The following is a 20,828-nucleotide window of genomic DNA, read 5'->3' on the forward strand; positions in this document are numbered from 1 at the left end:
GTCCCTTTATGTAAGGCTATTTACTATTTAACCAATTCGTAGGATGGTCTCAAAAAGCGAACTGCTGATCTCGATCACTTTGCTTGAAGCTTGGAATGCATGCTGATAGCGTAGTAAATTAGCTGCTTCTTCATCCAGGTTAACTCCTGAAATAGCCTGGAGTGAGCGTTCCGTTTGTGTAACCAGATTATTTTGCGCCTTGCTGGTAACCTCCAGTTCCCGCGTTTTGTTACCGATTGAGCTTACCATCTGGCCATAGGTTTCCTGAAAAGATGCTGTGCCGCCTACCATTGTATTTTGTGTTTGAAGCCCGGCTAGCAGTAATGCATTGCGGTTGTCAGCACTGCCGTTATGATTGGGTTCAATGGTAAATATATCTCCAGCGGCGGGTTGACCGTTAATCTGGATGGTCCATCCGTTAAAACTGATATCGGCGCCCTCTGTATAAACCTGATTATTTGCTGGTAGAGCTGATCCAGTGCCGGTAACGTCAAACTGCCCGTCGTAGGGTGAATGGAATGTGATGGTTACCGGTTGTTGCAGATTGGGATCAAGGGGTAGCGGGTTGATGCTACCTTGGCTGATAGCGGCATTGCTGGTATTTGATAAGGCCGCTTCGGTACGTACAGGCGCTGCGGCTGCAATTTTTGCTGTATCTGAAATATTGACAACAATATTTTTCGCACCATTAATTGTCGGTTGGATCAAGAACCGTTCGTTGGCATTGATGGTGGCCGAGCTGATTCTAAGACCGTCCATAATTAACGGTGAACCAGCTGTTGGGGCAGCGGCTGCACTTACTGATTGGTTGTCAGATAGGCGCGTTAACGTATAATTTATGCCATCAAATGAAAATCGATAATCGCTCGTTGTTAGCGCGCCGACATTGCTAATGTCAGCAGTAATGTTTGACGCCGGATTATTAGCTGTATGAGAAAAAACCTGTGGTTGAGGCACTGAAAAAAAATCGGTGCCAAGATTTCCGTTGAGATCTAATCCCAAATTATGTTGTTCGTTAAAAGTTTGAGCGAGGTTGATAGCAATCTGTCCCAATGCGTTTTGCGCTTCACTCAGTGATTCATTTCGAAAACTCAGAGTACCGCCCAGACTACCGCCATGGATCAAATGCTCAGGCAAACGCATAGTACTGCTACCGTTAACAAGCCCGATAGTTGTTTTCTGGGGGTTATCAAAGGAGACCATCGCTTTGAGTGACATGGATTGATTGCCCACGACTAAAGCCTGGCCGGAACCAATGAAAATATTCAAAGTTCCGTCTCTTTGTTTGACAATATCGGTATTTACCAGTTTGCTCAATTGATTGGTTAACGCATCGCGTTGGTCCAAAAGATCATTAGCTGGATGACCGCCCGCTGCTCCCTCAGCCAAAAGTATATTGTGATTAAGTTCAGAAATTTGTTTTGCCAGTGAATTAATTTCGCTTACGCTGCTGCTGATTTCAGTATTAACGGCTTGATGCATTTCAGAAAGCCGCTGATCCAGACTGTGGAAACGCGAAACCAAAGCCTGTGCATTACTGATCATTGCTTGGCGTGAGGGAACGGATGAGGGATTGGCCGCTACATCATTGACACCACTAAAAAAATCTTGCAATGCCGGTGAAAGCCCCGACACGGGATCTGCCAGTAAATTGTCGATTTGTTTGATTTGATTGTAGTGATTGTCCAGTTGGCTGCTTTGTGTTTGTACTTGTAACAGTTGCGTGGTTAGAAATTGGCTATGGATACGTTGCACAGTGGTGATGTTAACGCCTCGGCCAATAAAGCCAGCCCCTGTAGACTGAGGAAAATTTGTGCTTTGAATAACTTGCTGGCGCGTATAACCAGGCGTATCGGCATTGGCGATGTTATGGCTAGTTGTCGTTAAATTGGCTTGAGCTGCATTTAAACCAGATATGCCTGTGCTTAGAATGTTACCCATCGTCGTAATTGAACATCCAGAAAAAATTAAAAGAAACTTGTTAGTGAAACGGCAATTTGGTTAAAAAATTAAATGGCTTCCTGGTTGTGTAAAATAGAATTGTTTAAAATACGCAGTAGCTTATCGGCATAGTGTGGGTCTGTTGCGTAGCCGGCTTGCTGCAGACCATGCGCAAAATCAGTTGCATTTTGTGAATTAATAACGTCAGCGTACCGTGGATTATTGGATAATAAATTTGCATAATCGCGAAAACCTTCTTCATATGAATTGTACGCACGGAATTTTTCAATCATTTTTTGTGGTACGCCATTGATATATTCCGTTGTTATAGTTTCTACTATTTCGCCTTGCCAACTGCTGCCAGCCTTAATGCCAAACAGATTATGGCTAGGTGAGTTGTCTGGATGACGTATTTCAAATTTGCCCCAGCCACTTTCCAGTGCAGCCTGTGCCAGCATAAAGTGAGCTGGTATGCCGGTAGTCTCAGCTGCGTTGCTGGCATGGGGCATAAGCGCATTGATAAAATGCGCCGTCTTATCAGGCGCAGATACTGTTGATGCGGTTTGGGATGTAGTATTGGTTGTTATTTTTGCAGCTATAGTCTGAGTTTCGGGCCAGAGTTGTGCGGATTTATCCGAAGCGGGAGCTGGTTGATGTGTAGTTTCATTTTTGGAAGGAGGTGTTTCAAATATTGCATGATTATTTAGCCAAAGTTGGGTAGATTGATCAATTGCGGGCGCATTTTGACGGTTATTCGGTGTTTTTTCAGAGCCGATAAGGCTGGCATCTGTTTTGCTATGCTCAGTGACAGACTCGGGGCGTTGCGAATTCTGGTTGGTGTTATAGGTTCGCGTTAACTGCTCGACCATTATGTCTGCCAGGCCGATCCCTTTTGATGACATGGTTTGAGCCAGCTGTTGATCGTACATTTCGGTATAAAATTGTGTTTGCTGGCTGTCTATCAGACCGCTTTTAAGCGTTGCATCACGCATGCTTTTGATCAGCATTTGTAAAAACAGCGCTTCAAATTGTTGTGCAGCTTGATGTAACGCCTTTTTGGAATCTTGCTTTGACAGCAGATGAAGGTCGTCAATGTTTTTGCTATCAATGGCAAGCCTGCTGGTTAGATCAGGAGAATTCATCATAATCCGTATTTAATTTTATATGATTTCCAATTCAGCGCGTAACGACCCCGCTGCTTTTAATGCTTGTAAAATAGATAATAAATCCTGCGTTGTCGCCCCGATAGCAGTGAGTGCTTTTACAACTTCACCAAGGTCTGCTCCGGATGGCAGTAACATCAGGTTACCTTCATCGCTGCGAATTTCAACCTGCGCGCGTTGTGCGACGACTGTTTCGCCACGTTGCGCAAATGGTCCGGGTTGGCTGATAATAGGTTCGTTGTTGATGATGATGGATAAATTTCCATGAGCAATGGCGCTGGATTCCAGTGTGACAGACTGGTTCATAGCTACCGAACCGGTGCGCGAGTTTACAATAACTTTAGCGGCGTCTTTAGCTGGTGTTATTTCCAGGCTCTCAATTTGCGAAATAAACATGACGCGTTGATTGCTTTCAATTGGTGCTCTGACCTGAACCATACGTCCGTCTACTGCATTGGCCGAACCTGGGTAAAAACTGTTAATTGCGTTGACGATACGCTTGACGGTTGTGAAATTAGTGGAATTAAGCTCTAGATTAATATATTCAGATTGCCCAAGCGAGGCCGGCACTGAACGCTCGACTGTCGCGCCACCTGTTATTCTGCCAGCATTCAGGTGGTTTACCTGTACACTGCTGCCGGCTGCAGCCGCACCTGCACCGCCCACTGCGATATTACCCTGTGCCATTGCGTAAACCTGATTGTCAGCGCCTTTCAGTGGTGTCATCAATAAAGTGCCGCCACGAAGACTTTTGGCGTTACCCATTGACGAGACGGTTACGTCGATTAACTGGCCCGGTTTGGCAAAAGCCGGCAATGTTGCTGTTACCATTACAGCTGCGACATTGCGTAACTGAAGATTCGTGCCGGGCGGCAGGTTGATGCCTAACTGCCCAAGCATATTGATAATACTTTGGACGGTGAAAGGCGTTTGAGTCGTCTGATCGCCGCTGCCATCGAGTCCAACGACGAGGCCGTAACCAATTAACTGATTGCTGCGAACGCCTTGTATACTGGCCAGATCCATAATACGTTCTGCCTGACTGTAACATGGCGACAACAGCATGGTTATTAAAACAATACAAATAAGTTTGCAGCGAATCATCATGGCGTTAATTTCGTTATTGACTGACTGTTCAGTTAACCAGTTTTAAAATGGAGATACATTGAGAAAAAAACGCGATAGCCAGCCCATTGTTTGTGCTTCATCTATATAGCCATTTGCCCGGTATTCGATACGCGCGTCAGATACCTGAACAGATGAAACGGTATTGTTGATGATATTAATCGGGTTCACAATACCGGATAGACGAATGAACTCATGACCCTGATTAATTCCTATCTGTTTTTCTCCACTGACTAACAAATTACCGTTTGGCATCACTTCTATGACCGTAACTGAAATCGTACCGGTGAAGTCGTTATTGCTGGAGCTTGCGCCCTGGCCATCAAAGTTGTTGTTGGTGGCTGCCTCCACTTCAGTTCCGCCAAGAAAGTTTAACGGTATGCCCAAAATAGCGGTGGGAATTGAAAAATCAAAACTGCCGGATCGGTCGACATTGCTGCCTGATTGTTTACTGGCATTGGTTTTCTCATTTAAGGTGACAATAATCGTATCACCTATTCCGCGTGCGCGCCGGTCTTCAAAAAGCGGTGTATAGCGTGCGCCGGCTGTATGGCTGACACCCTGAAAAATGCCGCCGCTGGTATCAAGATTCACTTCTGATTGCTGTGGTCGTGATGTAATCGGCTGATGGATTTTTGTCGTCGGTGTTAATGCGCATCCCGATGCAAACAGCATCACCAAAACCATCGAAACTAAAGATGAAAAATTCTTGTGTAATTTCTGTGTCACGGTTCGATCCAGTTCTCATTCGGACTATAATTGTGCCAATCTTTGCAACATCTGATCAGATGTTTCTATTGACTTGGAATTGATCTCATAGGCGCGCTGTGTCTGAATCATGCCTACCAGTTCTTCCACGACATTTACGTTTGACGTTTCGACAAAGCCTTGATTTAACAAACCAAGCCCGTTGGTGCCGGGTGCATTGGGATTAGCGACCCCGCTGGATGCGGTAGGCAAATAAAGGTTTTCACCAGCTTTTTGCAAGCCAGCAGGATTAATAAAACTTGCTAATTGAATATTACCAACCTGTATCGGTGTTGCCGAACCGGGCACCAAAGCTGAAACCGTTCCATCGCGACCAACGGTAATACTTAGTGTGTTGGGCGGAATTGTAATAGCTGGCTGTATAACATAGCCGCTCGAGGTAACAAACTGACCGTTAATATCTGACTGGAATGCGCCGTCCCGGGTATAGGCCGTGGTGCCATCCGGCATTAATACCTGAAAAAAGCCTTCTCCCTGTATGGCAATATCACGCGAATTGCCAGTTTGTTGCAGACTGCCTTGTGTAAAAATGCTCTCTGTCGCAACTGGACGTACGCCAACGCCAAGCTGCAATCCTGATGGTAATTGTGTTTGTTGTGAAGACTGCGCGCCGGGCTGACGAATAGTTTGATAGAGTAAATCTTCGAAAACCGCGCGAGCACGTTTAAACCCATTGGTGCTGACGTTAGCAAGGTTATTGGAAATGACATCCATCTTGGTTTGTTGTGCGTCAAGTCCTGTTTTTGAAATCCATAGTGAACGTGTCATGATTTACTCCATACTGATTTGATCAACAGTTACGTATCTGTCGTTTATGCTCTGACTACCATTATTTCACTGGCCTGCTGGGCATTACGCTCAGCACTTTCAAGAATTTTGATATGCATATCGAACTGACGTGCCAAAGCAATCATGCTGACCATTTCATGCACCAAATTGACATTACTGCCCTCCAAAGCCCCATCAACTAAGGTGACATTGGCATCAGCCAGCGGAACAGTTTCGTCTTTCATGCGGAACAGACCGTCCGCCCCTTTTATAAGCTGATTTTCTGGCGGATCGACCAGCTTAATGCGGCCAGCGGTGGCAACTGTATTCGGCAGCGGCGTAATCGGCACAACTGATACAGTCCCGTCTTTGGCAATGGTGACACGATGATCTTGAGGCACGGTAATGATTCCAGTGTCACCTTTGACGTTAAAGCCATTATGTGTCTGCAGTATCCCGTTCGGGCTGATTTGCAGACTGCCGTGACGCGTGTATGCCTCTTTGCCGCCGGGCAATTCCACTGTAATCCAGCCTGAACCGCGAATCGCAACATCAAGATTGCGGTCAGTTTGCTGAATCGGGCCTGGGGTGAAATCCGCTCCGGTTGTTGAGTCGACTACAAAAGCGCGGGTAGGCAAGCCGTCACCATAAACTGGTACGGCGCGGAAAGCATTGTTTTCCGCGCGGTAACCTGTTGTCGATGCATTGGCAAGGTTATGAGAAACCGTTGCCTTCTGATTCAGCGTATGCGCTGCGCCAGTCATTGCTGTATAAATCAGGCGGTCCATAATTGTTTACCTACTATAGGTTTACCAATGTTTGTAAAATAGCATCCTGTGTTTCGATGGTTTTTGCGTTCGCCTGGTATACCCTTTGGGTCGTGATCATATCAACCAATTCGGCGGTAAGATCAACATTTGCTTCCTCTACCGCTGCAGATTGAAGCACACCCATTACTCCCGTACCCGGTGTACCGATGAGTGGCTGGCCGGATGCCCTCGATTCGATCCATTGATTGTCGCCGATCGGTGTCAGACCATGAGGATTACTGAAATTGGCCAGTATCAGCTGGCCAAGCGTCATTGACTCTCCGTTTGTGTAGTTTCCGCTGATTAGGCCTTCTTCATCAATAGAAAAACCCGCTATTGTGCCAGATGAAAACCCATCCTGACTGAGTGCATTGACGCCAAATGCAGTACCGAATTGTGTGGTTCCATCCAGATCAAGTGTAAAATCCAAAGGAGAGGTGGCGCCTAAAGCGGGGTTGATTGCCGCCAAATCAACCGATACCGCGATTGGTGCAGCCGGCGCAGTCAAATTACCATTGGAGTCAAAGGTTACCGCCTGAGAAGCTCCCCCGCCCAGCGTTACACCAACAGGCACGCCGGCCGGTGTTGTTTCTCCATCAACTGTAGCAAACATGTCCCATGTATTGGCCGCATTCTTTTGAAAATAAATTGAAAAGATATGCGAATTACCCAGACTATCATAGATAGTGCCGGAAGTTGTGCCGTTGTAGGTTGCTGGGTCGTTTGCATCAAACGCTGGCAATGCAGCAGGCACCGTAGTACGTGAGTCAAGGTTTAATGATGTATTAAATTCTGTGGTTGCATCGGGCGTTAAAGCTGCTGTCGAAATTCTTAAATTGGTGGGATCTGCAGTCAGGATTTCTCCGTTGGCATCTGTTGAATAACCCGTTAAATTTAAATTGTTATTGTTGACAATAAAACCGTCTGCATCAATGTGGAATTGGCCATTACGGCTGTACGAAACTGCGCCGTCGTTACTCATGCGAAAAAAACCGTTACCGTTAATTGCGATGTCCAGGGGGTTGTTAGTTGCGGTTATGGTGCCTTGAGAAAATTCCTGCGCTATATTTGCGATTTTTGCGCCCATACCCCTTTGGTCTGCGACGGCTCCAGATAACGCGTTAGCATAAACATCACTAAATTGCGCCTGTCCTTGTTTAAATCCAACGGTATTGGCATTTGCGATGTTGTTACCGATCACATCGAGACTTTGGGAAGCTACACTAAGTCCGCTTAATCCATGTTGAAAACCCATGTCTGACTCCTTATTTAAATATCTGTTTAATATCTGTCATGCCGACCAGACCAAGTTCGCCCATGTCGAGTATGGCATCATGTTCACCCGGCGATACGCCGCTAACCTGGCCTAATGCGAGTGGGCTGGTCGTGATTTCCTGATCTCCTTGCGCTGCTTTGATGGCAAAACTGTAATTCCCGTTGGCAGCATTGGCTCCGCTATCTGCCGCACCATCCCAAATAAACGTGTTGACACCGGCTGGTTGTGCGCCTAAATCAAGTGTACGTACTGCTATGCCTGAACTGTCGAGAATTGTGACGCTCAGCTTGTCTACCGATTGCGGAAGTTCAAACCCGCCAATGGCAGCATTATTTTCAAGCGACAGAGTGGTGCCGGGAACCAATGCTTTGTGGCCTATAAGATTAGCAGCCTCCAATGTCCGGCTATCTTCGATTCCATCAAGCAATAGCTGTAACGTATCATTGAGTTTGTCAATACCTGTAACAGTGCTGATTTGTGCCAGTTGGCTGGTTACTTCGGCATTATCAAGCGGATTGAGAGGATCCTGATTTTGCATCTGTGTTACCAGAAGCTTTAAAAATCGGTCCTGAGGGTTTTCTACGCTGTTTTTATTTTTGTCCGCTGTTGTTGTGGCATTGGTTGTTGCTAATGGGTGTTTATTAACCTCTTGTACTGAATTCATGACTGCTCGCCTCTTTATTGACCGATTGTGAGTGTTTTTTGCAACAAGGATTTTGTCGTGTTTAACATGTCTACGTTATTTTGATACGAACGTGATGCAGACATCATGTTGACCATTTCGTCAACGACGTTGACATTAGGTTTTATGATGTAGCCATCTTCATCTGCAAGCGGGTGGCTGGGCTCAAAAATTTTTTTCATCGGTGAAGCGTCATGGACAACAGCAGCGACTTTGACGCCGCTGGCACCGTTGCCGTCTGCTTTGAGCGTGCTAAAGACAACTTGACGTCCTCGATAAGGTTCGCCCGATGAATTAGTAACGCTATCGGCATTTGCCAAATTGCTTGAGACCACATTCAAGCGCTGAGATTGAGCTGTCATTGCTGAACTGGCAATATTAAATACTTTAAACAGTGACATGATTATCGCTCCTGTATAGCAGATAGCAGACCTCTGAACTGTCTGCTGATAAAAGTTAAACTCGCGTCATACTTGACGGAATTGTCCGCAAAGTGAGTGCGTTCAGAATCCATATCAACTGTGTTGCCATCCGCGCTGGGCTGCTGCGGAATACGGTAAAGAATGTTACTGCTGATGCCGTTACCTTTATTGCCGCCGATATGCATTGGTGAAGTGGTCGAAAGTGTCGCTGCGGACGTGGTTGTTGCGAGTTTCTCTTTTAATACGCTTGAGAAGTCAATATCTTTTGCTTTAAAATTGGGTGTGTCGGCATTAGCAACATTACTGGCGAGTAGCTCCTGCCGTGCGGCTCTGAGACCTAATGCTTGCTGATGGAAGTTAACAGTCTTATCTAGTTTGCTAATCATGTGAATTCCTGGTCTGAAATGTTCATTTCATTAATTGCATTTTTCGTGTCAACAATGTTAGTGCATTTCTCTTGTGAGTAATTGTTTAAAAAGAGCGTGAAATTACTGCTAACTCGAAGCACTTAATTTATTTTTTGACCTTTAGTATATTGTCCGGGCGGCAATAATTGCCGGAAATAGCAATTAGCAGCAAAAATTTTCAGGACAATATTTAATGCGACGTAAGACATTTCAACTTTGTATTTTATTGGTGACTGCAAAATTGTCAGTCAATCTGTTTGCAGAAAGTCATAATTCGTTATCGCAATATCAGGAAATACCACTTATTAAAAAAGCGGTTGAAGATTTTGTTTATAGTCATGCAAATAATTCCGCGGGTGATATTCAGGTCGAGGTCGGCCAGATTGACCAGCGGATTACATTGCCAAAATGTGAGAAACTTAATGTATTCATGCCGTCAGGTAGCCGATTATGGGGAAAAACGTCGGTAGGTGTGCGTTGCGATGGGCAAGTATCCTGGACAATTTATGTGCAGGCCGAGATCAGAATCATGGCGGATGTATTGCATGTCACACAACCGCTGTCACGTGATCACACGATTAACTATGGTGACCTGGCGCTTCAAACTGTTAATCTGACACAAATCCCTGAAGGTGTGTTGACAGACTATTCCCAGGCTGTTGGTAAAATTGCAGTAACGAATCTGACAATGGGACAGCCTTTGCGACAAAGTATGCTGCGCTCACCTTATATAATATTAAGAGGACAAAACGTAAAGCTAATGATTAATGGGCGCGGGTTCAGAGTCAGCTCAGAGGGGCATGCGTTATCAGACGCATCTGAAGGGCAGATTGTTCAAGTACGCAACCCGGCAGGCCGTATTATTAGCGGTCTGGCACGACATAACGCGATAGTGGAAGTGAATCCCTAAAATATTGGCTGGATACGTTTTTATTATCAGACATTGCTCTGTTACAATGTGCTAAGCGATTGAATAGTATAAAATTCTGGAAAATTTATATATGAGCCAAGACAAGGCGGTAACACTCGATCAACTGGAGTTGATTTTTCAAGATACGTTCACCGAGAATACTTATGCATTCTCGGTTAATACCACGCGTGATGATATTGAAGAGTGGGACAGCTTAAGCCATATCAGGCTGCTGACCGCTATTGAAGCTAATTTTGGCGTTCAGTTTGATCTGGATGAAATAGGCAATATGACCGATGTCGCCACTATTGTAAATCTTTTACATGAGAAATTAGTATAAATAATAATTGTCGAACAGAATTTTTCATGTACGATCTTCCCTGGTTACTTGCTCCTCCCGACGACTTCAATGAGCGCTGCGCTCAGTTGAAGTACCATAAAACTCCCGCTGATGAAGTGCATGCATTAGCGAAATATGCCTTATCTATAAACCAATCCAATCGTTTATATCAGGCCATACGTAAGCTGAATGCTAATACCCGTTCATTATTAGCTCATACGCTGACACCATTCAAATTAGGCATAGTCAGTAATGCTACTATGGATTTGATGATTCCATCTTTCGTGATGGCGGCAATACGGAATGGCGTGGATCTTGAGTTGATAACCACAGATTTTGGGCAAGTGGCACAAGAGGCATTTGATCCTGATTCAAAACTTAATCAATCGAAACCGGACGCAGTTTTGGTAGCATTGGATTATCGTGCCTATCCGTTCTTTGGTGATCAATCAGTCGCTTCAGTTCAAATTACACCAAGTGAAAAGGCGCTTAATTACTTGCAGCAAATCAGAGAATCATTCAAACAAAAGGGCGGCATGATTTGCATTGTGCAAACGCTTGCATGTCCTCCTTATGAATTCAGCGGGAATTTTGATGTGCAACTTGATGGCATATTACGTAAATCTCTTACCGAATTTAACCGCGCACTGGTCGACGATATTAAAAACAGTCCAGATGTGTTGCTGGACGTTGCGGCTATAGTCAATATGGTTGGCGCATGCCATTGGTTCGATGATAGACAATGGTATTTATCCAGGGTACCCATGGCGAATACTTATGTGCCGCTGTATGCTGAGTATTTGACTAAACTGATTGCTGCGTTACGTGGGAAAAGTAAAAAATGTCTGGTTTTAGATCTTGACAATACTTTGTGGGGCGGAGTGATTGGGGATGATGGTTTGGAGGGAATTCAGATTGGTCAGGGACATCCGGTTGGTGAGTCGTTTTTAGCGGTACAGCAGTGGGCTAAGACGTTAAAAGATCTGGGTGTTCTATTGGCGGTATGTTCGAAAAATGATAAGGATATAGCATCAGAGGCGTTTCAGAGACACTCAGGCATGTTATTGAAAAAAAATGATTTTGCTGTTTTTGTCGCAAACTGGGAAGATAAGGCGTCTAACATCCGGTATATAGCAGAAACATTGAATATCGGTCTGGATGCAATAGTTTTTGTTGACGATAACCCTGCGGAGCGTGAAATTATCCGGACAATGCTGCCCGAAATAAGTGTGCCCGAACTGCCTAAGGACCCATCGCAATTTTTGCGCATACTCTGTGCAGCGCGCTACTTTGAAAAAATCGATTTTACCGATGATGATGCGCAGCGCAATGCACAGTATTCAAGTAACGTCCGGCGTCAGGAAATACAGAAATCCGCTGCCAGTTTGGACGATTATCTGGTTTCACTTGAAATGCATATCAGTTTTGCACCATTTGATGAATTTGGACGCAAGCGCATCGTACAGCTAATCAATAAAACCAATCAGTTTAATTTGACAACGCGGCGTTATACGGAAGCCGAAGTGTTACAATTTGAAAATAACGAACAATCTGTAACGCTTCAAGTGCATTTGCAGGATAAATTTGGTGATAACGGCATGATCAGTGTTCTAATTTGCAAAGTGTATAAAGATCGCTGGGAAATAGAGACCTGGTTGATGAGCTGCCGTGTCATAAAACGCAGAGTTGAAGATGCTGTCTGTGACGAGCTGGTAGCGCGTGCAAGAAAGAGTGGAGTGAGTAGGCTGCGTGGATTTTATCGACCGACTGAAAAGAATGGTCTGGTCAAAGAACATTATCGGCGGCTCGGGTTCGAGTGTGTTGGTTCGAGTGACACTGAAGATGTCTGGGATTTGGTCGTTGATCGTTATCAAATAAAAAATCCACCTATTAAAGTTACAAAGTCGTCTGTGACTGCATGACTTTTCATAAAAATGACGAATTGGAATAGAATAGGCGCGTTTCAAATTGATCAGAAGACAAGCTGCCAATTCGCGCAGGCGTCGGGCGATTATAATCCTTTGCATGTTGATCCTGTACTCGCAAGACGCTACCAGTTTGGAACCACTGTGATGCATGGTGTCTGCGGTGTTCTTAAGGCACTAGATTGCCTATTCAAGAATTTTGATAACGCTCAATCAATCAATTCGATCAGGGTACAGTTTGTACGGCCGGTTCTGCATGGCGAGTGTGTCGATGTTTTCAGTCAACAATCCGCTGGGCAAGACTTAAAGCTGAGACTGCTAGTCCAGGGGCGCCGTGTTCAGGACATCGATCTGAAATTAATGAGACAATCTGACATAAAACCGGAAATGATTGACTATCAGCCAGTATCAACGGGAAAACCGCAACCTGAAAATTTACAGTTTGAAAATACTGATGATTTGGAAGGTACGCTGGACTTGGTCTGGATGCCTGATGTTATTCAAGAATTATTTCCATATATAAAAAAATATCTACCGGATAATCAGACTGCGGTATTGCTGGGTTTGACTCAAATTGTTGGCATGCGCTGTCCGGGACTGCATTCTGTTTTTACTGGGCTGGCTATTCGTTTCGAACAAAAAGCGGCCGCCGGTAATGCAAAAATGCAATTTAAAGTATTGCATCGCGACAACCGTTTTTCACTGGTAACGATCAGTATAACGCATAATACGGCAAGCGGTGAAATTACCGCGCTATTTCGGCCCGAGCCTGTATCTCAGGAGAGGTATGCTGAATTACAGGGTACTGTAACTAAAAACCGATTTGCAGATCAGAAGGCACTGATCATTGGTGGTTCGCGTGGAATTGGTGAGGTGACAGCCAAATTAATAGCGGCAGGTGGCGGTCATTCTGTGATTACATATTATCAGGGAGAACAGGATGCGCAAAAGATCGCCCGCGATATCCGCTCACACGGTGGGCGCTGCGATGTTCTATCGTATAATGTCTTGTCTGAATCTGAAACCGGCATTACAAACCGTATTTCAAAAGAACGTTTTTCACATATTTATTATTTTGCGTCCCCTTTGATCGAGAAGGGGGAAGGATTAGTGTGGGACGACACGGTGTTTCAGAAATTTTGTCATTATTACCTGAAAGGTTTTGCGGCGCTGATTGAAAAGTTTTTAAGCGATGCGGTATACAGGAAGCATTCAATGACTGTATTTGTTCCATCGACGGTTTTCTTGGAGCAACCGCAGAAAGGTTTTGCTGAGTATATTGCGGCTAAAGCAGCTGTAGAAGCTTTTGTTCGGCAATTATCCGCTAAATATCCCGGCTGGACGTTTCATGTACCCAGATTACCTAGAATGCTGACCGATCAGACCAGCGGTTTAAATGTAAAGTGGACGCAAACAACAGCCGCAACGATGCTGGATATACTGATGTCGATGAGCGCTACACCCAATTGATATGTCAAATAATTTAAGAGTCCATTCTTCTGTTAACGCAACGGTTTTAACTGCAATTTGCAAAGATGATCTCGATGAAGTGGCGCTTTTTTTGCATCACCATATGAATAATCGCTTTACACAGTCCGAATGGAAGCAGGGCATCAGCCAATCCTGGATGCCCGATGTGCCAAATTACGGCTACATGCTGAAAAACGATGTGCAGATAGTGGGTGTCTTATGCGCTATTTACTCCGAGCAATTGATTGCCGGTGGTTTGAAACGGTTTTGTAACCCACACAGCTGGTGTGTGCTTGCTGATTTTCGCAAGCGCAGTATAGAGCTGGTACTGGCTCTGATACGCCAGAAGAGTTACATATTTACTATGTTTTCACCGAATAAGGATGGCCTTGAAATATTCAGGTATTTAAAATTTCAACCTTTGGATAACCGCGTTTTGATACTGTTGAATATACCATCTATATATGGATCCGGAAAAGTTATCGAACTTCGGGACAAGCAGCAGGTTAAGCTGCTCTTGCCAGAAACCGCTGTACAGCATTATCTGGATCATATTCATTTTCCATGGCTCAACTTTCTGTTTTTCAGAAATAATGATAAATATGGTTTTTTTATTTATAAACGACACCGTTATAAAAGATTAGCCAGCGCATGGATTATGTATATCAGCGATGCTGTGTTATTTCGTCAGTGCTGGCCGGCCATCAGGACAAGTCTGCTGCTCGAGCATGGGTTGTTTACCAGTAAAATTGAAGCACGATTTTTGGATCAACCAATGAAAACATGGTTTGAACCGGAACAAGGGGCTCAGAAGTTTTATTTGAGCGATGAAATATCAGCTGGCCATATTCAAAATTTATATAGCGAACTGGTTGCGTTGGATTTATAAAATTTTTGTTTAGTTTTAAGTGGAACAGGGTAAATGAAACTGGAAAATGAAATAATCAACATCGTGCGCGACGTGCTGGTCCTCGGTGATCGTGCAGATAAATTTAATACAACGACAGCATTGATGGGCGATATTCCTGAATTTGATTCTATGTCTGTGGTTGCGATTATAACAGCGCTGGAAGATGAGTATGACTGTGTTTTTGAAGATGATGAAATCACTGCTGATGTATTCAAAACAATTGGCAGTTTGACGCAACTGGTGGAATCGAAGCTCTAAGTCATGCTTGCGCAATCCAGAATTGAAGTTGACTTTATTCAGGGTGGTGCCGGGAAACTGTTCGCCTTGCACTACGCGCCTGAAAGTATCACTGACGAGACGGAATGTATTGTTGCTGCCGCATCATTTGCAGAAGAAATGAATCGATGCCGTTATATGTGCACACTGTTCGCGCAACAGGTATCACAGTTTAATTACGGTTTCTTATCGGTAGATACTTATGGTACAGGCGACAGCGAAGGTGAATTCAAAGATTCGAACTGGGAACAAGGCTGTCAGGATTTGCTGGCGGCAATTACGTATGCCGGCACATTGGGCTATCAGAAAATTTCTATTCTGGGAGTGCGGCTTGGTGCATTGCAAGCCGTGCAAATTGCTGGCGCGATTAAGTGCTTACAGCGTTTGATATTCTGGCAACCTGTTATTAACGGACAGGCTGCGTTAACGCAGTTTCTTCGCATCAGAATTGCTGCATCCATGCAGCGTGGAGAACAACAGGAAACTGTTCAGGATTTGGAAAATCAGATTAACAATGGTCAACATATTAGCGTATCAGGTTATGATGTCGGGCCCGATCTTTTTAAGGGGATCAAAGCTGCAAAATTCAATTCATTTGTTAATTCACTTGTTGTTCCTGTTGGCTGGTTTACTGTAATTACCAGTGCAGACAGAAAAACACCACGGGGTGATATGATGATGATCGAAAAGTGGCGCGAAAGAGGTGCCAGGATTGATCATCAGGAAGTTATCGGCCCGCCATTCTGGCTTGCGCACGAGCGCACGCTGGTTCCAGAACTCGTTGAAGCTACAGTACGTTATGTTACTCAGTCATACTGAAATTCCGGTCGTTTTCCCGTGTAATAACGATTCGCTGGTTGGCGTTATCAGTAAACCAGAGAATTCAAGCAGGATTGGCGTGGTAATCGTGGTTGCTGGCGGACCGCAATATCGTGTTGGTGCACACAGACAGTTCGTAACACTGGCCAGACTGCTTGCCAGTCATGCCATAGCGTCTATTCGTTTTGATCATCGTGGCACGGGTGATAGTACTGGAAACCTGCGTGGTTTTGTCGACATGAATGCAGATATACAAAGTGCGGCTGATACTTTGCTCAGCCGAGTGCCAGAAGTTGAAAAAATTGTCTTGTGGGGAGAATGTGAATCGGCAACCGCCAGCGCGTTCTACAGTTACTTGGATCCACGTATTCAGGGTATTTTTATGGTAAATCCATGGATTAGAACTGAAGCGGGATTGGCTAAGACCATGATCAGGCATTATTACTGGCGTCGATTGCTTGAGAAGTCATTCTGGACTAAAGTAATGTCTGGAAATTTTTCACTAACAGCATCGCTGAAATCATGCATGAAAATGATTAAGTCGACCTGGGCGCGCTCAGGTGGAAAAGCCGATTCTGTTTTCAATGATACCTTAGACACATTGCCTTTACCTGAACGGCTGGCGCAAAGTTGCCAGCGGTTTTCTGGTGAGATGTTTATTCTGACAAGCGGATGGGATTATATAGCAAGGGAGTTCAACGATTATGTTAAATCTTCCAAAATTTGGCAGGAATTAACCGTTTCCGGATGTGTGACGCTGAAAGATATCCCTGAAGCTGATCACACTTTTTCCCGGCCGGAATGGCGCAAGCAATTATTTGATTATACGATAAACTGGTTAAAACGCATTGAGTCAATTCAAAAAGATACGTCACAATAAAACTTAAGTCGTCTTTTATGATAGTTTTCTTGAGATTGAGTGTGGAAATGCTTTTATAACCGTCTAATTTTCTGATAATCATTCACACTGTTTACACAGTTCATACGCCGAGAATTTGCGCATAATAGCAACAAGCAAAGGATCAGGCGGTCATTTTTTATTGCAATGGCGTGAAATGCATGGGTAGTGCCAAAGCTACCGGATTGGCTGTTCGATGTGACTGGCGTAGCGCATTTTATTACCGAGAAGGTCATAAAGACCGGCAGAAAGTGGATTGCTGAATATATTGTATCAGGCTTTTTCCACATATCTGCACCAATACTTTTGCACTAAAACGGTCAAATAAAATAATAATAGGTTTTTTCAGATTTTGCTTCTTTTTTTGGTAAAATATGTGGTTAATCAACACATATATAATTGGAGCAATTGATGGCAATTGAGAGAACTTTTTCCATTATCAAACCTGACGCAGTTGCAAAAAACGTAATTGGTCAGATTTATACGCGTTTCGAATCAAGTGGACTAAAAATAATTGCCGCACGCATGATACAGCTTTCCAGGTTTGAAGCCGAGCAGTTTTACGCCGTTCATCGTGAGCGCCCGTTTTTTAACGATCTAGTTGATTTTATGGTATCCGGTCCTGTTATGGTACAGGTGCTTGAAGGGGAAGATGCGATTCGCAAAAATCGAGAATTGATGGGTGCTACCGATCCACAAAAAGCGGATAGAGGCACTATTCGCGCTGATTTCGCTGACAGCATTGATGCGAATGCCGTACATGGTTCGGATGGGCCGGAAACAGCTGCTGTTGAAATTGCCAGTTTTTTCCCGGCACTGGAAATTTATTCCCGCTGATTCCGATCATTTTGCTGTACTCAAATAAACTGTGACAATTAATTTGCTTGATTACGACAGAGAAGGTCTCGCTGATTTTTTGACAGAAATGGGTGAGAAGCCGTTTCGCGCCCGGCAAATACTAAAATGGATTCACCAGTCGAATCAGTCTGATTTTAATCAAATGAGCGATTTGGCAAAGAACCTGAGAGCAAAACTTTCTAAAATATCTGTCATCACAGTACCTCAGGTAACTCGCGACCATACGGCTGCCGATGGAACACGTAAATGGTTGTTATCTGTTGGCTCGGGTAACGGCGTTGAAAGCGTTTTTATTCCCGAAGCAAACCGTGGAACATTGTGCGTTTCCAGCCAGGTCGGATGTGCTCTTGCTTGTGCATTTTGTGCGACGGGTAAACAAGGCTTTAACCGGAATTTATCGGTCGCTGAGATTGTCGGGCAGCTTTGGTTGGCAAATAAGATGCTGATGGAGAAGAACGGTTGTCAACCACCGGCAAAAACGCGAAACGGTATTCTTGATCCGCAGCCTGTGCTTTTCGCGCGCAGAGTTACCAATGTTGTAATGATGGGGATGGGTGAACCGCTTGCCAACTTTGAAAATGTCGTAACCGCGTTAAATATCATGCTTGACGACCATGCATATGGATTGTCACGGCGGCGCGTAACGGTCAGTACTTCAGGATTAATTCCCGCAATGGATCGACTGCGAAAAAGATGTCCGGTGGCTTTGGCCGTATCCTTGCATGCACCGAATGATGTTTTGCGTGATTATCTGGTGCCGGTTAATCAGAAGTACCCGATCCAGGATCTGTTGGCAGCGTGTCAGCGTTATTTACAGGATGCGCCGCGCGACTTTATTACATTTGAATATGTAATGCTTGACGGTATCAACGATAGCGTATCGCATGCGCGTGAACTGATCCAACTCGTCCGGGATGTGCCCTGTAAAATTAATTTGATTCCGTTTAATGCTTTTCCTGGTTCTGAATTTAAGCGCTCTTCGTCTGAATCGATCCGTGTATTTCGTGATATGCTAATGCAGGCAGGGTTGACAACGACGGTGCGAAAAACACGTGGCGATGATATCGCAGCCGCATGTGGCCAGCTGGCAGGGCGGGTATATGACAAAACCCGCCGTTCTACCAGGGGAAAGTTGGAGGTCATTTAAATTTGATAAGCGCAATACTGGAAAAAGTCATGCTTATAAAATATGTGAAGCTGTCTGCATTCGTTATTGTATTGAGCTTTTTGTGGGGCGGGTGTGTCCATGAACCTATAGAAGGACGTTTATCACCCGAACAGAGTGCGGCGCGAGCAGAGAAAAGTGCGCGTATACACACTGAATTGGCTGCCGAATATTACTATCGCGGACAATATAAAGTGGCGCTGGAAGAAATTGAAACAGCGCTGGAATCAAAACCAAATTATGCGCCAGCTTTTAGCGTGCTTGGATTAGTTTATATGACCTTGGGTGAGGATGGCAAAGCGCAGTTTAATTTTGACCGTGCGCTGAAAATTGATCCGGAAAACCCTGAGTTACATAACAATTATGGTTGGTTTCTGTGCGAGCGTTTTCCCGAACAAATTGACAGAGCGATTAATCATTTTATGACCGCGCTAAAAGATCCTCTTTATGAAACGCGCCATGTGGCATACGCCAACGCCGGTATTTGTGAACTGAAACGTAGTAATTTTTCTAAAGCATCCCTGTATTTCGATGAATCTCTGTCGCTGCAGCCCAATTATCGTCCAGCACTGGTCGGGTTGATCGAGATGGATTTCAAGGTGGGAAAAATTGAGGCTGCTCAGTCGAAGCTGTCTGAATACCTGCAAAAATATCAACCGACAGCCAGAAGCCTATGGCTTGGGATGCAAATTGAACGGATTGCCGGAAATATCCGCGCAGCAAATAGCTATCTTTTTCAGCTACAAAAAAATTTCCCCAATTCTAGTGAATATAGGGCTGCGAGAGAAGGTGGTCTTTGAAATGGATGAGCGCGATAATGAAAAAGAGAAAAAAGATGAACGCATGCATTTGAACGATGCAATAATGAAGAATCTCCATGCAGACGACGTCCGTGCTCACAGTGCTTCCGAAGCAGATAAGTATGCACAAGATACGTTTCAAAATTCACCTGCGATTGGCCGTGACACCGGTGTAACCGACAATATGCAGACAAACGCATTATCTGTTGAGTCGGAATCAGAAATCAGTCACTTTCTAAAGACGGAAAGTCATTCGGATACTCCGGATAACCAGGTGTTAAACTCTGCAAGTGTTGTACATGGTGTGGGTCATATGCTGCGCAATGCGCGCGTATCCAGAAATATGAGCATGGAAGATGTGTCTCGTCAACTCAGGATTTCCGTGCAGCAGGTTGAAGCAATAGAGAAGGAAAGTTTCGATGTACTGCCAGGGCGTACATTTGTTCGCGGGTTTGTACGTAACTACGCTAATCTGATGCAATTGGATTCTGATGCAATTGTACAACTGTTGCCAGGACCGACAACGACTGTCTCACATATTGAACACACACCCTTCAAAATTCAAGAAATGAAGTCTTCATCCAGGAGTGGCAGGGGAATAAACAATACAGTACTGACTATTGTTATTTTGGCGCTTCTGGCAGCGGTTTTGTTCTTTCTCCACGATAAATTACTGTTTTGGCGATCAGCGGTACAAAGTACCGATCTGGCAGTTCAGCAAGAAAATGGTCAGGCATCCGTGGAGCTGCAGCTTCCATTATCTTCATTAAAATTATCAGATAAACCTGATAAAACTACTCAATTCAATCAAGATTCCTTAACGGGATTAAACAACGCTTCTGCAATAAATACCTTCGGTACGCTGACCTTGAATTTTACTGCAGAGGCGCATGTAAAAGTAACCGATGGTAACGATGATATAATTTTTGAACAAAATAATGCCAGTGGTACTCAACAAAGAGTCAGCGGCAGAAAACCCTTGTCGATTGTTATCAGTGATGCATCAGCGGTTGAGGTTACATATAATGACCGTCTGATCGATATTAAGCCTTATACCAATACTCAAAATGGCAGCGCACAATTAATGCTTGAATAG

At 44.5% G+C, this 20,828-nt stretch carries 22 protein-coding genes; 12 read left to right on the forward strand and 10 right to left on the reverse strand.

Annotated elements, in window-relative coordinates:
* Positions 1-27: 27 nt before the first annotated feature.
* The 10 genes from flgK to flgB all read right to left on the reverse strand — a co-directional run bounded on the left by flgK (position 28) and on the right by flgB (position 9,340).
* A complete protein-coding gene (gene flgK, locus BMY60_RS05050; protein ID WP_090331799.1) occupies positions 28-1,941 on the reverse strand; it encodes a flagellar hook-associated protein FlgK in 1,914 nt (637 codons plus the stop codon).
* Between the two features lie 68 nt (positions 1,942-2,009).
* Positions 2,010-3,083, reverse strand: coding sequence for a flagellar assembly peptidoglycan hydrolase FlgJ (gene flgJ / locus BMY60_RS05055; RefSeq protein ID WP_371264190.1), 1,074 nt, complete (start codon positions 3,081-3,083; stop codon positions 2,010-2,012).
* A gap of 18 nt (positions 3,084-3,101) precedes the next feature.
* A complete protein-coding gene (locus BMY60_RS05060) occupies positions 3,102-4,211 on the reverse strand; it encodes a flagellar basal body P-ring protein FlgI (protein ID WP_090331803.1) in 1,110 nt (369 codons plus the stop codon).
* A 42-nt stretch (positions 4,212-4,253) separates the two neighbouring features.
* Complete coding sequence (locus BMY60_RS05065; RefSeq protein ID WP_371264191.1) at positions 4,254-4,958, reverse strand: flagellar basal body L-ring protein FlgH; 705 nt, start codon at positions 4,956-4,958, stop codon at positions 4,254-4,256.
* A 24-nt stretch (positions 4,959-4,982) separates the two neighbouring features.
* Complete coding sequence (gene flgG, locus BMY60_RS05070) at positions 4,983-5,765, reverse strand: flagellar basal-body rod protein FlgG (RefSeq protein WP_090331807.1); 783 nt, start codon at positions 5,763-5,765, stop codon at positions 4,983-4,985.
* Between the two features lie 44 nt (positions 5,766-5,809).
* A complete protein-coding gene (flgF, locus tag BMY60_RS05075) occupies positions 5,810-6,553 on the reverse strand; it encodes a flagellar basal-body rod protein FlgF (protein ID WP_090331809.1) in 744 nt (247 codons plus the stop codon).
* A gap of 13 nt (positions 6,554-6,566) precedes the next feature.
* Positions 6,567-7,829, reverse strand: coding sequence for a flagellar hook protein FlgE (gene flgE, locus BMY60_RS05080; protein ID WP_090331810.1), 1,263 nt, complete (start codon positions 7,827-7,829; stop codon positions 6,567-6,569).
* A 10-nt stretch (positions 7,830-7,839) separates the two neighbouring features.
* The gene (locus BMY60_RS05085; protein ID WP_090331812.1) at positions 7,840-8,514 is read right to left on the reverse strand and encodes a flagellar hook assembly protein FlgD; all 675 of its coding nucleotides are present in this window, start codon (positions 8,512-8,514) and stop codon (positions 7,840-7,842) included.
* A gap of 14 nt (positions 8,515-8,528) precedes the next feature.
* A complete protein-coding gene (gene flgC, locus BMY60_RS05090) occupies positions 8,529-8,933 on the reverse strand; it encodes a flagellar basal body rod protein FlgC (protein WP_090331814.1) in 405 nt (134 codons plus the stop codon).
* Between the two features lie 2 nt (positions 8,934-8,935).
* Positions 8,936-9,340: a flagellar basal body rod protein FlgB gene (gene flgB / locus BMY60_RS05095; RefSeq protein WP_090331816.1), complete on the reverse strand. Its 405-nt coding sequence runs from the start codon at positions 9,338-9,340 to the stop codon at positions 8,936-8,938.
* Positions 9,341-9,554: 214 nt separating this feature from the next.
* Between flgB and flgA the strand changes: the two genes are divergently transcribed.
* The 12 genes from flgA to BMY60_RS05155 all read left to right on the forward strand — a co-directional run bounded on the left by flgA (position 9,555) and on the right by BMY60_RS05155 (position 20,828).
* Positions 9,555-10,271, forward strand: coding sequence for a flagellar basal body P-ring formation chaperone FlgA (flgA, locus tag BMY60_RS05100; RefSeq protein ID WP_090331818.1), 717 nt, complete (start codon positions 9,555-9,557; stop codon positions 10,269-10,271).
* A 91-nt stretch (positions 10,272-10,362) separates the two neighbouring features.
* Positions 10,363-10,611, forward strand: coding sequence for an acyl carrier protein (locus BMY60_RS05105; protein WP_090331820.1), 249 nt, complete (start codon positions 10,363-10,365; stop codon positions 10,609-10,611).
* A gap of 26 nt (positions 10,612-10,637) precedes the next feature.
* Positions 10,638-12,533: an HAD-IIIC family phosphatase gene (locus BMY60_RS05110; RefSeq protein WP_090331822.1), complete on the forward strand. Its 1,896-nt coding sequence runs from the start codon at positions 10,638-10,640 to the stop codon at positions 12,531-12,533.
* A gap of 12 nt (positions 12,534-12,545) precedes the next feature.
* Complete coding sequence (locus BMY60_RS05115) at positions 12,546-14,006, forward strand: SDR family NAD(P)-dependent oxidoreductase (RefSeq protein ID WP_090331824.1); 1,461 nt, start codon at positions 12,546-12,548, stop codon at positions 14,004-14,006.
* 1 nt (position 14,007) lies between these two features.
* The gene (locus BMY60_RS05120; RefSeq protein WP_090331826.1) at positions 14,008-14,895 is read left to right on the forward strand and encodes a hypothetical protein; all 888 of its coding nucleotides are present in this window, start codon (positions 14,008-14,010) and stop codon (positions 14,893-14,895) included.
* A 33-nt stretch (positions 14,896-14,928) separates the two neighbouring features.
* On the forward strand, positions 14,929-15,174 hold the full coding sequence (locus BMY60_RS05125) for an acyl carrier protein (protein WP_090331828.1): 246 nt from the start codon (positions 14,929-14,931) through the stop codon (positions 15,172-15,174).
* A gap of 3 nt (positions 15,175-15,177) precedes the next feature.
* Entirely contained in the window at positions 15,178-16,011 is an 834-nt protein-coding gene (locus BMY60_RS05130; RefSeq protein ID WP_090331830.1) for a hydrolase 2, exosortase A system-associated, read from the forward strand.
* Positions 15,992-16,891, forward strand: a complete 900-nt coding sequence (locus tag BMY60_RS05135; protein WP_090331832.1) for a hydrolase 1, exosortase A system-associated — start codon at positions 15,992-15,994, stop codon at positions 16,889-16,891. The genes BMY60_RS05130 and BMY60_RS05135 overlap by 20 nt, the downstream gene beginning before the upstream one ends.
* Positions 16,892-17,320: 429 nt before the next feature.
* The gene (gene ndk / locus BMY60_RS05140) at positions 17,321-17,746 is read left to right on the forward strand and encodes a nucleoside-diphosphate kinase (RefSeq protein ID WP_090331834.1); all 426 of its coding nucleotides are present in this window, start codon (positions 17,321-17,323) and stop codon (positions 17,744-17,746) included.
* Positions 17,747-17,777: 31 nt separating this feature from the next.
* Positions 17,778-18,914 carry a dual-specificity RNA methyltransferase RlmN gene (rlmN, locus tag BMY60_RS05145; RefSeq protein ID WP_090331836.1) on the forward strand — a complete coding sequence of 379 codons (1,137 nt, stop codon included), beginning with the start codon at positions 17,778-17,780 and terminating at the stop codon, positions 18,912-18,914.
* A 29-nt stretch (positions 18,915-18,943) separates the two neighbouring features.
* Positions 18,944-19,732: a type IV pilus biogenesis/stability protein PilW gene (gene pilW, locus BMY60_RS05150; protein WP_090331915.1), complete on the forward strand. Its 789-nt coding sequence runs from the start codon at positions 18,944-18,946 to the stop codon at positions 19,730-19,732.
* A gap of 1 nt (position 19,733) precedes the next feature.
* Positions 19,734-20,828: a helix-turn-helix domain-containing protein gene (locus BMY60_RS05155; protein ID WP_090331837.1), complete on the forward strand. Its 1,095-nt coding sequence runs from the start codon at positions 19,734-19,736 to the stop codon at positions 20,826-20,828.

Source organism: Nitrosomonas sp. Nm51 (genome assembly GCF_900111165.1).
Lineage (GTDB): Bacteria > Pseudomonadota > Gammaproteobacteria > Burkholderiales > Nitrosomonadaceae > Nitrosomonas.